General features: G+C 57.4%; 13 protein-coding genes. 11 read left to right on the top strand and 2 right to left on the bottom strand.

What is annotated here, in order from left to right; all coding sequences use genetic code 11:
- The first annotated feature begins 62 nt into the window (after nucleotides 1-62).
- Nucleotides 63-1,052, top strand: a complete 990-nt coding sequence (locus IBX51_RS07550) for a glutathione S-transferase family protein (RefSeq protein WP_291830351.1) — start codon at nucleotides 63-65, stop codon at nucleotides 1,050-1,052.
- A 44-nt stretch (nucleotides 1,053-1,096) separates the two neighbouring features.
- Here the strand turns inward: IBX51_RS07550 and ispB are convergent, their stop codons facing one another.
- Nucleotides 1,097-2,065, bottom strand: coding sequence for an octaprenyl diphosphate synthase (gene ispB, locus IBX51_RS07545; protein ID WP_291830349.1), 969 nt, complete (start codon nucleotides 2,063-2,065; stop codon nucleotides 1,097-1,099).
- A gap of 241 nt (nucleotides 2,066-2,306) precedes the next feature.
- Here ispB and rplU point away from each other — a divergent pair, with 241 nt between their 5' ends.
- The 4 genes from rplU to proB all read left to right on the top strand — a co-directional run bounded on the left by rplU (nucleotide 2,307) and on the right by proB (nucleotide 5,399).
- Nucleotides 2,307-2,618, top strand: coding sequence for a 50S ribosomal protein L21 (gene rplU / locus IBX51_RS07540; RefSeq protein ID WP_291830347.1), 312 nt, complete (start codon nucleotides 2,307-2,309; stop codon nucleotides 2,616-2,618).
- A gap of 35 nt (nucleotides 2,619-2,653) precedes the next feature.
- A complete protein-coding gene (rpmA, locus tag IBX51_RS07535) occupies nucleotides 2,654-2,914 on the top strand; it encodes a 50S ribosomal protein L27 (protein ID WP_044387435.1) in 261 nt (86 codons plus the stop codon).
- A gap of 136 nt (nucleotides 2,915-3,050) precedes the next feature.
- On the top strand, nucleotides 3,051-4,244 hold the full coding sequence (gene cgtA / locus IBX51_RS07530; protein ID WP_291830343.1) for an Obg family GTPase CgtA: 1,194 nt from the start codon (nucleotides 3,051-3,053) through the stop codon (nucleotides 4,242-4,244).
- Nucleotides 4,245-4,274: 30 nt separating this feature from the next.
- Complete coding sequence (gene proB / locus IBX51_RS07525; protein WP_291830341.1) at nucleotides 4,275-5,399, top strand: glutamate 5-kinase; 1,125 nt, start codon at nucleotides 4,275-4,277, stop codon at nucleotides 5,397-5,399.
- Between the two features lie 70 nt (nucleotides 5,400-5,469).
- On the opposite strand, the gene rpsT is transcribed toward proB, so the two are convergent.
- Nucleotides 5,470-5,739, bottom strand: a complete 270-nt coding sequence (rpsT, locus tag IBX51_RS07520; RefSeq protein ID WP_291830339.1) for a 30S ribosomal protein S20 — start codon at nucleotides 5,737-5,739, stop codon at nucleotides 5,470-5,472.
- Between the two features lie 266 nt (nucleotides 5,740-6,005).
- On the opposite strand from rpsT, the gene murJ reads away from it, so the two are divergent.
- From murJ to ispH, 6 genes are all read left to right on the top strand, one after another.
- Nucleotides 6,006-7,595, top strand: a complete 1,590-nt coding sequence (murJ, locus tag IBX51_RS07515) for a murein biosynthesis integral membrane protein MurJ (RefSeq protein ID WP_291830337.1) — start codon at nucleotides 6,006-6,008, stop codon at nucleotides 7,593-7,595.
- 117 nt (nucleotides 7,596-7,712) lie between these two features.
- Nucleotides 7,713-8,681 carry a bifunctional riboflavin kinase/FAD synthetase gene (gene ribF / locus IBX51_RS07510; RefSeq protein WP_291830336.1) on the top strand — a complete coding sequence of 323 codons (969 nt, stop codon included), beginning with the start codon at nucleotides 7,713-7,715 and terminating at the stop codon, nucleotides 8,679-8,681.
- 34 nt (nucleotides 8,682-8,715) lie between these two features.
- Entirely contained in the window at nucleotides 8,716-11,535 is a 2,820-nt protein-coding gene (ileS, locus tag IBX51_RS07505; protein ID WP_291830335.1) for an isoleucine--tRNA ligase, read from the top strand.
- Complete coding sequence (gene lspA, locus IBX51_RS07500; protein WP_291830332.1) at nucleotides 11,535-12,059, top strand: signal peptidase II; 525 nt, start codon at nucleotides 11,535-11,537, stop codon at nucleotides 12,057-12,059. Before ileS ends, lspA begins: the two co-directional genes overlap by 1 nt.
- 5 nt (nucleotides 12,060-12,064) lie before the next feature.
- Complete coding sequence (gene fkpB, locus IBX51_RS07495) at nucleotides 12,065-12,517, top strand: FKBP-type peptidyl-prolyl cis-trans isomerase (RefSeq protein WP_291830330.1); 453 nt, start codon at nucleotides 12,065-12,067, stop codon at nucleotides 12,515-12,517.
- A gap of 191 nt (nucleotides 12,518-12,708) precedes the next feature.
- Nucleotides 12,709-13,662 (top strand): 4-hydroxy-3-methylbut-2-enyl diphosphate reductase, encoded by a 954-nt coding sequence (gene ispH / locus IBX51_RS07490; protein ID WP_291830328.1) that lies wholly within the window; start codon nucleotides 12,709-12,711, stop codon nucleotides 13,660-13,662.

The following is a 13,662-nucleotide window of genomic DNA, read 5'->3' as shown; positions in this document are numbered from 1 at the left end:
CTGACCCCGGTGCAATTGATAAGTTTAAATGTTTTTGGGTCTGACCCCCAGGGGAGGGTGTTATGGGTTTATTGGTGGATGGCAAGTGGCATGATCAGTGGTACGACACGGACAAAACGGGTGGCAAGTTTGAACGCGAAGCCGCTCGATTTCGTAACTGGGTGACGGCGGATGGTTCGCCGGGGCCGGTGGGTGAGGGTGGTTTCGCGGCTGAGAGTGGGCGTTATCACCTTTACGTGTCCATGGCTTGCCCCTGGGCGCATCGAACCTTGATCTTCCGGGTTTTGAAAGGGCTGGAGTCGCATATTTCGGTGTCTGTGGTGCATCCTGACATGGTGGAGAACGGCTGGGAGTTTCGGTCGGGCGATGCGCAACACCAGGACCACCTTTATGACTCAGCGTTCATGCACCAGATTTACACCCGTGCGGCGTCGAACTATTCCGGGCGAGTGACCGTGCCAGTACTCTGGGACAAGCAGGAGGAGACCATTGTCAGCAACGAGTCGGCAGACATCATTCGGATGTTCAATTCGGCGTTCAACGATCTGGACGGTGTCGATTCTGGTCTGGATTTCTATCCGACAAGCCTGCGCAATGAGATCGATGCGGTGAACGAGCGGGTTTACGATACGGTCAATAATGGTGTCTACAAGTCAGGTTTTGCCACTGCGCAGAGCGTCTATGAGGAAGCCTATACGGCGCTGTTTGAGTCGCTGGACTGGTTGGAAGAAAAGTTGTCTCGGCAGCGCTATCTTTTGGGGGCAGAGCTCACGGAGGCGGATTGGCGCCTGTTTACCACGCTGATTCGGTTTGATGCCGTGTATTACAGTCACTTTAAGTGCAATCGGCAGCAAATCCGGGACTATCCGAACCTGTCCGGTTACCTGCGGGAGCTCTATCAGGTGCCGGGTGTGGCGGAGACTGTTGATATCCGGCAGATCAAGCAGCACTACTACGTGAGCCAGCGGACCATCAATCCCACACAGATTGTGCCCGTTGGTCCGGAATTGGATTTTGATGTGCCTCACGGGCGAGAGAGTATTGGTCTTTAAAGAAAAAGGGGCAGAATGCCGCAGGCATCCTGCCCCTTTTTTGATCAGCTAACGCGGGCAACAGCTACCTCGGTCAGCAATTCAAGTGCGTCACGGTATGGGGATGCCGGCAAGCAGGCCAGTAGATCGCAGGCCGTTGTTGCCTGTTCCCTGGCTTTGGTCATGGTGTACTCGATCGCGCCGGATGCCGTTACAATCTCCAGCACCCTGGGCAGATCGTCCAGTCCACCCCTGCGAATCGCCTGGCGTATCAGCTGGCGCTCTTCTTCGTTGCTGGTCGCCATGGCGTAGATGAGCGGAAGGGTGGTTTTGCCTTCGGCCAGATCATCGCCTACATTCTTGCCCATGGTTTCTGCGTCGCCCTGGTAATCCAGCACGTCGTCTACCAGCTGGAAGGCCAGCCCCAGGTGTTTTCCGTAGTTCTTGAGCGCGCTTTCCTGCTCCGGGTTGGCACCGGCGAGCAAAGCGCCGGTATGGGATGAAGCCTCGAACAGCATGGCGGTCTTGTTGTGGATCACCGCCATGTACTGGTCTTCGGTCAGGTCCGGATTTTTCACGTTCATCAGTTGCATCACCTCGCCCTCAGCGATGACGGCGGTGGCGCGAGACAGCACGTTCATGATGGGCAGGCTTTCCAGCTCCACCATCATTTCGAACGCACGGGCATAGAGAAAGTCACCTACCAGCACGCTGGGCGCATTGCCCCATTTAGCGTTGGCGGTGCTGCGGCCGCGGCGCATGTCGGAGGTGTCTACTACATCGTCGTGCAGCAAGGTGGCCGTGTGCAGGAACTCAATCACGGCGGCCAGCTTCAGGTGATCTTCTTTGCTATAACCCGCGGCCTGGCTGGCCAATAAAACCAGCAGGGGCCGCAGGCGCTTGCCGCCGCTTTCGATGATGTACTGGGCGATTTTCTCGACCATCGGGACGTCCGAGGCAAGCCGCTGGATAATCAGATCATTAACGCGGCTGAAGTCTTCCGCCACGGTGTCGTGTATACGCTGGGCTGTCATCGGGCTGATAAGTCCCTTGCTGGTGTTTTCGTTGAGTTTTCGGGCAGGTCGCGGCAATGCTAGGTATTGCTGCCTACAGTGTCAACTTGAGTCGTAAACTCCCTTGTATTGGTTCGCGGCTTTTCGTACAATCACGCGCCCAACTCATCCCAACCTGCGCTCCCTGCTATAGGGTTGCCAAAGCGCTTCCCTTAGAACCAGGTGGATAAGAGCAGGGATGGGTCAATCGCGGAGACTACGAATGTACGCAGTTATTGTTAGCGGTGGTAAACAGCACCGTGTTAAAGAAGGCGAAACGCTGAAGCTTGAAAAGCTCGAAGTGGAAACTGGCGGCTCTGTTGAGTTCGATCGCGTTCTGCTGGTAGTGAATGGCGAAGACGTGAAGGTTGGTGCTCCGGTTGTTGACGGTGCCAAGGTGACTGCAGAAGTGGTTAGCCACGGTCGTCACGCCAAGATCAATATCATCAAGTTCCGTCGTCGTAAGCATTCCATGAAGCGTCAGGGCCACCGTCAGTGGTTTACTGAAGTCAAGATCACGGGTATTCAGGGCTAAGCTCTGACACTATCCCCTAATTAAGGAGGCCGGTCATGGCTCACAAAAAAGCAGCAGGTAGTACCCGTAACGGTCGCGATTCCGAGTCGAAACGACTTGGCGTCAAGCGCTACGGCGGCGAGACGGTATCTGCAGGTAGCATCATTGTTCGTCAGCGTGGCACTCGTTTCCACCCTGGTAACAACGTTGGCCTGGGCAAGGACCACACCCTTTTTGCGAAAGCAGAAGGTCAGGTGAAGTTCGAAGTCAAAGGCCCGCAGAACCGCAAGTTCGTAAGCATCGTTCCAGCTGCGTAAGCAGCGGCGATCCGGTTCTGTCGAACCTTGGATTTGCCTGATATGCTGATCTGATCAGATCTCAGGCGAATTCGGAGCCCCGCAAAGCTTCCTTGAGGCTGCGGGGCTTTTTAGTTTATGCAAAGGCATCAGGTGTATGAAATTTGTAGACGAAGCCACCATCATTGTTGAGGCGGGCAAGGGCGGCCACGGCTGTTTGAGTTTCCGGCGGGAAAAGTACATACCCAAGGGTGGTCCCGACGGCGGTGACGGCGGGGATGGCGGTTCCGTCTACCTGGAAGCGGACAGCGCCCTGAACACCTTGGTTGACTATCGTTTTCAGCGAAAGCACAAAGCCCCGAACGGTGAACCGGGCTCTGGTCGTAATTGCACCGGCACCAAAGGCGAAGACCTGGTGTTGCCGGTACCGGTGGGTACGACGGTGGTCGATATGGACACCCACGAAGTGCTGGGTGACCTGACTAAAGAGGGGCAGCGCCTGAAGGTAGCCCAGGGTGGCTTTCATGGCCTGGGTAACACCCGGTTCAAGTCTTCCGTTAACCGTGCGCCGCGCCAGACCAGCAAGGGCTCCGAGGGCGAAGCCCGCAACCTGCGTCTTGAGCTGAAAGTGCTGGCGGATGTAGGTTTGCTGGGCATGCCCAATGCCGGTAAATCCACCTTCATCCGCTCGGTATCTGCCGCGCAACCAAAGGTTGCGGATTATCCGTTTACCACGCTGGTGCCGAATCTTGGAGTGGTGAGCGTGCAGGCGCACCAGAGCTTTGTGATTGCCGATATCCCTGGCTTGATTGAGGGCGCCGCAGAAGGTGCCGGCCTTGGCATTCGTTTTCTCAAGCATCTTGTTCGCACCCGATTGCTGTTGCATCTGGTGGATGTGGCCCCGTACGACGGCTCATCTCCGGTCGCAGCGGTAAACGCCATTGCCCATGAGTTGGAGAAGTTCAGCGAAACTCTGGCGAGCCGCCCTCGTTGGCTGGTTTTGAACAAGGTGGACATGGTGCCTGAGGAAGACCGGGATAGTCACTGCCAGGCCATCGTTGATGAGCTTGGCTGGAAAGGCAAGGTATTCCGTATTTCTGCACTCACGGGCGAGGGCACCAAGCCTTTGACTCAAGCCGTTATGCGCTGGATTGAAGAGCAGGCGGAAGAAGAGGCCGAGAACCCCGACGTGGCCGAGCAGGAGGCTGCTCGCCGTCGCCGCATGGACGAAGAGGCCAGGGCAAAAATCGAGGCCGACCGCCAGGCCCGTAGAGCTGCCCGTGACGAAGATGATGACGACGACTTTGATGACGACGATTACGACGTAGAAGTCGTCTACGCACCCGAGTAATTTGCAACCTGAAGAGACCGCATCGCTACCATGAGTGAACGCCTCCAGCTACGTAAGGCCCGCCGTCTGGTTATCAAGATTGGCAGTGCCTTGCTCACCAACGACGGCAAGGGTCTGGATGTGGCGGCCCTCGGATTATGGGTGGATCAGATTGCGGAATTGATTGCTGACGGTGTCGAGGTGGTGGTGGTGTCTTCCGGGTCGGTGGCCGAGGGCATGAGCCGGCTGGGCTGGAGCGCCCGCCCGCAGCATCTGCACGAATTGCAGGCGGCGGCGGCGGTCGGTCAGATGGGTCTGGTGCAAACCTGGGAGGCCCAGTTCAAGCGCCACGACATCCACACCGCCCAGATTCTGCTGACCCACGATGACCTTTCTGATCGCAAGCGTTACCTGAACGGACGCAGCACCCTGCGCACGCTGCTGGACTTCGGCGTGGTGCCAATCGTGAATGAAAACGACACCGTGGTCACCGACGAAATCCGATTCGGCGATAACGATACCTTAGGTGCCTTGGTTGCCAACCTGATCGAGGCCGATGGCCTGATTATTCTCACGGACCAGTTGGGGTTGTTCAATAAAGATCCCCGTAAGCATGACGATGCTCAACTGGTGACTGAGCGGAAGGCCGAAGACCGCGATCTGGACGCCATGGCTGGTGGTGGTGCCGGTGCGCTGGGCCGTGGCGGTATGCTAACGAAGCTGCGGGCCGCCAGGCTGGCAGCGCGCTCTGGAGCTTTTACGGTGATTGTCGGCGGGCGCATTGAGCATGCCATTGCCCGTTTGCGACAAGGTGACGTGATTGGCACGCTGCTGTTGCCGGAGCAGGGCCGAATGGCAGCCCGCAAACAATGGATTGCCAGCCATCTGCAAACGCGAGGCACGCTGAGTCTGGATGAGGGAGCGGTAAAAGTGCTTCGCCAGGGCGGTAGAAGTCTGCTGCCGGTAGGCGTTAAGTCGATTGCCGGTCAGTTCCGGCGAGGCGAGATGGTGTCTTGCGTCGATCCTGAAGGCAAAGAGGTTGCTCGCGGGCTGGTCAACTACAATGCGGACGAAGCAAGGGCCATCGCCGGTCGTTCCAGTGACCGTATTGCCGAGGTGTTGGGCTATGTCTCCGACGAGGAGATGATTCATCGGGATAATCTGGTGGTGGTTTGATTGGGTTGGCTCCAAACTCGAGGCACAAAAAAAACCGGCTCGCGAGCCGGTTTTTTCATGAGCGCAAGGATCAGGCGGCTTTCAGAGCCTTGATCTTGGCGTTCATGCGGCTCTTATGACGAGCAACCTTATTCTTGGCGAAGATGCCTTTGTTAACCATGCTGTCCATGATTGGCTGAGCCTGCTTCATAGCAGCTTCGGCTTCTTCGTAGTTGCCAGCAATGATCTTGGCCTGAACCTTCTTCATGTAGGTACGTGCCATGGAACGCAGGCTTGCGTTGTGCTTGCGGTTTTTCTCGTTTTGACGAGCGCGCTTTTTGGCTTGCGGGGAATTTGCCACCGTATAACTCCTGAAATTCGTTGCTATAAAAACGGAATATGATTATATCGCGGGCGCGCCAACACCAGCGCGTCGGAATAAATGACGCGGAACTATGCCGCCGAACGCTAGAAATGTCAAGGCCGCTGCGGCAGTAATCCCCTCGCAGTAAAGGCCTGTGTTACACTTCTGCATCGCTGCACGGGGCCTGTTGCGGCACTTGGCCCGCCCTGTGGATTACCGAAACGCCGATCTGGCCTGAACCCTGATTTCTGGATTCCTGAAACATGTCTTCGGACCCGCAACCTAGCCACCCGTCAGCCGGCTCCAACGTTCCCCCTAAGGCACCGGGGCTTTTGCGCTCATCCGGAGTGGTGGGCATCATGACCATGTTGTCCCGGGTGCTCGGGCTGGTTCGTGACATGGTGATTGCTCGCTATTTTGGTGCGGGCGCCGCTGCGGATGCTTTTTTCGTGGCGTTTAAAATCCCCAATTTCCTTCGTCGTTTGTTTGCCGAGGGCGCTTTTTCTCAGGCCTTCGTGCCGGTGTTGTCGTCTTACCGGGAAAATCGTGACATTTCTGAGGTAAAGCGATTGGTTAACGCTGTGGCTGGTTCGCTGGGGTTGATTCTATTGGCGGTAACGCTGGTAGCTATGCTGGGCGCGCCGGTGCTGACCACCCTCTTCGCACCCGGATTTTTGGGTGACGAAGTAAAGTTCGCCCTTGCCAGCGACATGCTTAGAATTACCTTTCCATATTTACTGTTGATCTCGCTGACAGCCTTCGCTGGCGGTATTCTGAACAGCTACGACCGCTTCGCTGTGCCTGCTTTTACGCCGGTGCTCCTGAATCTGTCGATGATTGCCGCTGCGATCTTCCTGGCGCCTTTAATGAAAGAGCCCGTGATGGCGCTGGCCTGGGGCGTGCTTATTGCTGGTGGCTTGCAGTTGTTCTTCCAGTTGCCGTTCCTGATGCGTCTCGGTCTGTTGCCAAGGCCCAAGGTGGATTATCGGCATGAAGGCGTAAGCCGAATACTCAAGCTTATGGCGCCGGCGTTGTTCGGGGTGTCGGTCAGTCAGATCAATCTTCTGCTGGACACGGTGTTGGCGTCTTTCCTGCAAACGGGCAGCGTGTCCTGGCTTTACTATTCCGACCGTCTGGCCGAATTGCCTCTGGGTGTATTCGGTATTGCCATTGCCACCGTGATTTTGCCCAGCCTGTCCAGAAAGCATGCGGCCGCCTCGCCCGATCAGTTCGCCGCTACGCTTGATTGGGCGGTCAGGGCGGTGTTGCTGATTGGTTTACCTGCGGCGCTGGCGTTGGCGTTGCTGGCGGAACCGTTAATCGCAACCCTGTTCCATTACGGCGAGGTGACCGATCGTGACGTGGCCATGTCAGCCCAGAGCTTGCGAGCCTACTCTGCCGGCCTGTTGGCGTTCATGCTGATCAAGGTGCTGGCGCCCGGCTTCTTTGCCCGTGAAGACATCAAAACGCCGGTTAAAATCGGCATCATCGCGATGGTTGCCAACATGGCCTTTAATCTTGCGTTGATCCTGCCGCTGGCTCACGCCGGTCTGGCTCTGGCAACCTCTGTCTCGGCCTGGTTAAACGGTTATCTGCTCTGGCGCGGACTGAGAAAAGACGGCGTATGGAAGAGCCAGTCCGGCTGGCCGAAGTTCCTGGTTCAGCTGGCGGTGGCCAATGCCGCCCTGGCGGCTGTCATTCTCTGGCTGAATGCCCCGGTGGCGGACTGGTTGGCTGCGGGCGGTCTGCGCCGCGCCCTGGATATGGCCGTTCTGGTAGCAGCCGGAGTGGGTGCATACTTTGTGGCGCTCATGCTTGCGGGTGTGCGCCTGCGCCAGTTTCGGCAAAAGTAAGCGGGCTCATAATTTCTACCGCGCCCCCTCCTGAGGTATAATCGCGCGTTTTCTCACCAGCGCCTTGTCTCAGGCATGTGCGCGCAAAGCCAGCTGGCAAGTTAAGGTTCGCAGTAGATGCGTCTGATTCGAGGCCTGACCAATCTTAAACGCCTGTCCGAGCGAGCAGATTCGCCGCTGGCGGACGGCTGTGTAGCCACTATCGGCAACTTTGATGGGGTGCATCTTGGCCATAAAACCATCATTGAACAGGTTAAAGAGAAAGCTTTGGTGCTGGGCGTGCCCTCGGTGGTGATGATTTTCGAGCCGCAGCCCCGGGAGTTTTTTCAGGGTGGAGAAGCGCCGCCCCGGTTGATGCCGTTCCGCCAGAAATTTGAAGCACTGTTGGCCGAAGGCATCGACATGGTGCTGTGCATTCGATTTGACGACACCTTCCGCAGTTACTCGGCCATGGGTTTTGTAGAAGATGTGTTGATTAAAGGTCTGGCCGTGCGCCATATGGTGGTGGGCGATGACTTCCGGTTTGGCTGTGATCGGGCCGGTGACTTCCGACTGCTGGAACAGGTTGGGCAGGAGCACAGCTTTACCGTTGAGAATACCCGAACAGTGACCGTGGATGGCGAACGCGTTAGTAGCACTCGAGTTCGTAATGCGCTGAATGTGAACGGCCTTGAAGAAGCTGAACGGTTGCTGGGTCACCCTTACCGCATTCACGGCCGGATCGTTTATGGCCGGCAGCTAGGGCGCCAGATCGGTGCCCCCACCGCCAATATCCTGTTGGACCAGATGCCCGCTCTGCGCGGCGTTTATGTGGTCAGAGCTCGGCCTGAGGGTGGTGACTGGCTGGACGGCATTGCCAACATCGGCCTGCGGCCCACCATCGACGGCAAACGCCCGTCACTGGAAGTGCACCTGTTTGGCTTTGCTGGCACACTTTATGGGCAGCATCTGGATGTGGTGTTCCGCCATGGCCTGCGGAACGAAGTGAAATTCGATTCGATTGACGACTTGCGTCAACAGATCGCCCGGGATTTTGAGCATGCCCGGGCCTGGCTGGCGGACAACCCCGCCGGGCCAACCAACTGATTTAACTGACCAACTAGAGAGTACGCACACACACATGAGCGACTACAAGCATACCCTGAATCTGCCGGAAACCGCCTTCCCCATGCGCGGCAACCTGGCCAAGCGTGAGCCGGACATGCTCAAGCACTGGCAGGATCTCGACGTGTACGGCAACCTGCGCAAGCAGCGCGAGGGCCGGGAAAAGTTCATCTTGCACGATGGCCCTCCCTACGCCAACGGCAGCATTCACATCGGGCATGCGGTCAACAAGATTCTGAAAGACATGATCGTCAAGTCCCGAGGTTTCATGGGCTACGATGCGCCCTACGTTCCGGGCTGGGACTGTCATGGTCTGCCTATCGAGCACAAAGTAGAGCAGGAAATCGGTAAGGCCGGTGTAAAGGTGGATTACAAAACCTTCCGCCAGGCTTGTCGCGATTACGCCATCAAACAGGTTGAAGGCCAGAAAGCAGACTTTATTCGCCTGGGCGTGATGGGTGAATGGGGCAAGCCCTATCTGACCATGGACCCGAAAGTCGAAGCGGGCATTGTGCGGGCGCTGGGCAAGATCGTGGCCAGGGGCCACCTGGTGCGCGGGTTCAAACCGGTTTACTGGAGTGTGGTTGGTCAGTCCGCACTGGCAGAAGCCGAGGTTGAATACCAGGATAAAACCTCTACCCAGATCGACGTGCGCTTCACTGCCGCGGATCAAGACGCTGTTCTGAAAGCCTTCGGCACCAATGACGGTCAGGGTGACGTCTCTCTGGTGATCTGGACCACCACTCCATGGACTATCCCGGCCAACCAGGCGGTATCCATCGGCGCGGATCTGGAATACGCCCTGGTGCAACTGGATGCCGGCAACGGCCCGGAACGCATGGTTCTGGCCACCGATATGGTGCAGGGCATCATGGCGCGCTGGGGTGTGGAAGAATATCAGGTGCTGGCTAACGTGGCCGGTTCTGCGCTGGAGCACCAGCTGCTGCACCACCCGGTGTACGACAAGCAGGTGCCGGTGATTTTGGGCGACCACGTGTCTACCGAGGCAGGCACCGGCGCTGTGCATACCGCTCCGGACCACGGTATGGAAGACTTTGAAGTAGGCAAAGCCTACGGCATCGGCACCATCAATCTGGTGAAAGCTGACGGCACCTACACCGAGGCCGCTGGCGAGTTTGCCGGCGTGCACGTCTACAAGGCCGACGAACCGGTATGCAGCGCACTGGAGCGTGAGGGTAAGCTGGTAAAAGCCGAGAAGTTCCGCCACAGCTACCCGCATTGCTGGCGCACCAAAACGCCGCTGATCTACCGAGCAACTCCCCAGTGGTTCATTAGCATGGACAAGCTCAATTTGCGCGCCGACGCCCTCGAGGCCATTAAAGGCGTGCGCTGGGTACCGAGCTGGGGCCAGAACCGCATTGAAGCCATGTTCGAACAGAGTCCGGACTGGTGTATCTCCCGCCAGCGCACCTGGGGTGTGCCGATTACTCTGTTTATCCACAAGGAAACCCAGGAACTGCATCCCAATACCCGGGAACTGTTCGAGAAGGTCGCGCAGGCGGTTGAGGCCGGCGGCATCGATGCGTGGTACGAGTTGGACCAGAGCGAACTGCTGGGCGCAGATGCCGACCACTATGAAAAAGTGCTCGACACCCTGGACGTCTGGTTTGACTCCGGCGTGACCCACGACTCTGTGCTGCGCCCGCGAGCGGAGCTGGGCCAGTTCCCGGCCGACTTGTACCTGGAAGGCTCTGACCAGCATCGCGGCTGGTTCCAGTCGTCCCTGAAAACCTCCATCGCCATGAACGGCGTGGCTCCTTACAAGCAGGTGCTTACTCACGGTTTCACTGTGGACGGCAAGGGTCACAAGATGTCCAAATCCATGGGCAACGTGATTGCACCCCAAGAAGTCATGAACGAGCTGGGTGCTGACATTCTGCGACTGTGGGTCTCCGCCACCGACTACAGCGGCGAGATGACGGTCTCCAAAGACATTCTGCGCCAGACTGCGGACGGTTACCGCCGCATTCGTAACACTGCGCGGTTCCTTCTAAGCAATCTGAACGGTTTTGATCCGGACCAGCACATGGTGGCGCCGGAAGACATGATCGCCCTGGACCGCTGGATGGTCGATAAGGCCTTGCAGTTGCAGGAAGAGCTGCACGAGGATTACCAGAACTACGCGTTCCTTCGCATTTATCAAAAGGTGTACAGCTTCTGTGAGGCCACCCTCGGTGGCTTCTATCTGGATATCATCAAGGATCGCCAGTACACCACCCCGGCCGACAGCCTGGCGCGACGCTCCTGCCAGACCGCCCTGTACCATGTGGCTGAAGCCCTGGTGCGCTGGATTGCTCCGATCCTCAGCTTCACCGCTGACGAAATCTGGCAGGAGTTGCCCGGAAAGCGCGGTGACACCGTTTTCTACGAAACCTGGTACGAAGGCCTGAGCGCGCTGCCGGAAGATTTCGAGCTGGGCCGCGACTACTGGCGCGAAATCTACAGCGTAAAAGAAGCGGTCAACAAGTGCCTGGAAGAGTTCCGTGCCCGTGGCGAGATCAAAGGCTCGCTCAGTGCGGAAGTGACCCTGTACTGCGAAGGCAGTCTGGCCGAGCGCCTGACCTGCCTGGGTGAAGAGTTGCGCTTTGTGTTGATTACCTCAGAAGCCACAGTAAAGCCGGTGAGTGAAGCCGAAGGTGCCGAGCAAACCAACCTGGAAGGCCTGTTAGTGAAAGTCACCCCGGCTAGTCATGCCAAGTGCGAGCGCTGCTGGCACCATCGGGCTGACGTGGGCCATAACGAAAGCCACAGCGACCTGTGTGGCCGCTGTGCCACCAACGTGGAAGGCCCGGGCGAAACCCGCGCTTACGCCTGATGGATGCGGTCATGACAGAAGGCGGGCAAGGCAGCAAGTTGAAGTGGCTATGGCTGGCGGGGCTGGTGCTTGTGTTGGACCTTGGCACTAAAGCCATGGCCACGGCCATGCTGACTTACGGTAACCCGGTACCGGTGATGCCCAGCTTCAACTTTACATTGCTGCATAACACCGGTGCCGCCTTCAGTTTTCTGGCGAACGCCGCTGGCTGGCAGCGCTGGTTCTTCGTGACTCTGGCCATTGTTGTCAGTGTGGTGCTGGTGGGCTGGCTGAGAAAACTCCAGAACCATGAAACCTGGACCGCCATCGCCATCGTACTCATCCTTGGCGGCGCACTGGGTAATGTCTACGATCGCGTTGTGCACGGGTATGTGGTGGATTTTTTGCATTTTTACTGGCAAAACTGGCACTTTCCCGCGTTCAACCTGGCGGACACCGCCATTACCATTGGCGCGGCCATGATGATTCTCGATGCATTCCGCAAACCCGCTTGCGACAGCAGCGATGCTAACCGGAGTAACTGATTGCTATGAACGAGCTGCCAATCGACAAGGGTACCCGAGTAAAACTCCACTTTTCCCTGAAGTTTGAAGACGGTGAAACCGTGGATTCCACCTTCGACAAAGAGCCCGCAACGCTGGAAATTGGCGATGACAACCTGCCAGAAAATTTTGAGGCCTACCTGATGGGCCTTAAAGCCGGCGATCACCAGGCCTTCGAAGTACCGCCGGAAAAAGCCTTTGGCCAGCGAAATCCGAATAACATCCAGACCTTCAAACGCCATGATTTCAGCGCAGATATGGTTCTGGAAAAAGGCGTGGTTATCTCTTTTGCCGACGCCCGGCAACAAGAATTGCCTGGTGTGATCAACCGCGTGGAAGGTGATGAAGTAGAAGTGGACTTCAACCACCCGCTGGCAGGGCGTACACTGACATTTGAAGTACAGATAATTGATGTGGAGCCGGCCGGTCCAACCCATTGAATGGCATGCAAACAGATCTGAACCGCTGACGCAGAATTAGCGAGGTGTGGGGTAGAACTTTCCGGGACTGTCTGCAGCAGGGATGCTGCAGTCAAGCGTACAGGGATGTATTCACAGCGTGTCCCTGAAAGTTCTACCCCGCAGCACGCGGGCGATAAACTCCACCAGGCGACATTCTCAAAGGCAAAGTTATGCAAATCCGACTCGCTAATCCTCGTGGCTTCTGCGCCGGTGTAGACCGCGCCATAGAAATCGTAAACCGTGCGCTGGATGTCTTCGGTGCCCCCATCTACGTACGCCACGAAGTCGTGCATAACAAGTTTGTGGTGGATAACCTCCGCAACCGGGGCGCAATCTTTGTTGATGAGTTGAGCGAAGTGCCTGACGACACTCTGGTGATCTTTAGCGCCCACGGCGTATCCCAGGCCGTTCAGAGCGAAGCCGCCCGCCGAGGCCTGAAAGTGTTCGATGCCACCTGCCCGCTGGTCACCAAAGTCCACATGGAAGTGATGCGCTATAGCCGCGACGGCCGTGAATGCATCCTCATCGGCCATCATGGCCACCCCGAAGTTGAGGGCACCATGGGCCAATACGATCACAGTAACGGTGGCGATATCTACCTGGTGGAAGATGAAGCCGACGTACAAAAGCTGGAAGTGAAAGACCCAAACCAGTTGGCCTACGTCACCCAGACTACCCTCTCGATGGACGACACGGCTCGGGTGATTGACGCTCTGCGTGCCAAGTTCCCGAACATCGAAGGCCCCCGCAAAGACGACATCTGCTATGCCACCCAGAACCGGCAAGACGCCGTCAAACAACTGGCCGGCGATTGCGATCTGATGCTCGTTGTGGGCTCCCCCAACAGCTCCAACTCCAACCGGTTGCGGGAATTGGCCGAACGCATGGGCACCCCCGCCTATCTGATCGACGAAGCCGCCCAGATTGACCCCCAATGGCTGGCAGGCAAGCGAGCCGTCGGTGTGACAGCGGGCGCGTCTGCCCCGGAAGTGCTGGTTGCGGATGTGATCAGCCGCCTGAAGGCGTTAGGTGGAGAAGAGCCGCAGGAAGTGGCGGGCAGGGAGGAGAATATTGTGTTTTCCATGCCTAAGGAACTTCGGATTGATGTGGTTGAGGTGGGGTAA

It is taken from the genome of Marinobacter sp. (assembly GCF_014859525.1).
Taxonomy (GTDB): domain Bacteria; phylum Pseudomonadota; class Gammaproteobacteria; order Pseudomonadales; family Oleiphilaceae; genus Marinobacter.
This window is presented reverse-complemented; position numbering and strand designations above follow the sequence as displayed.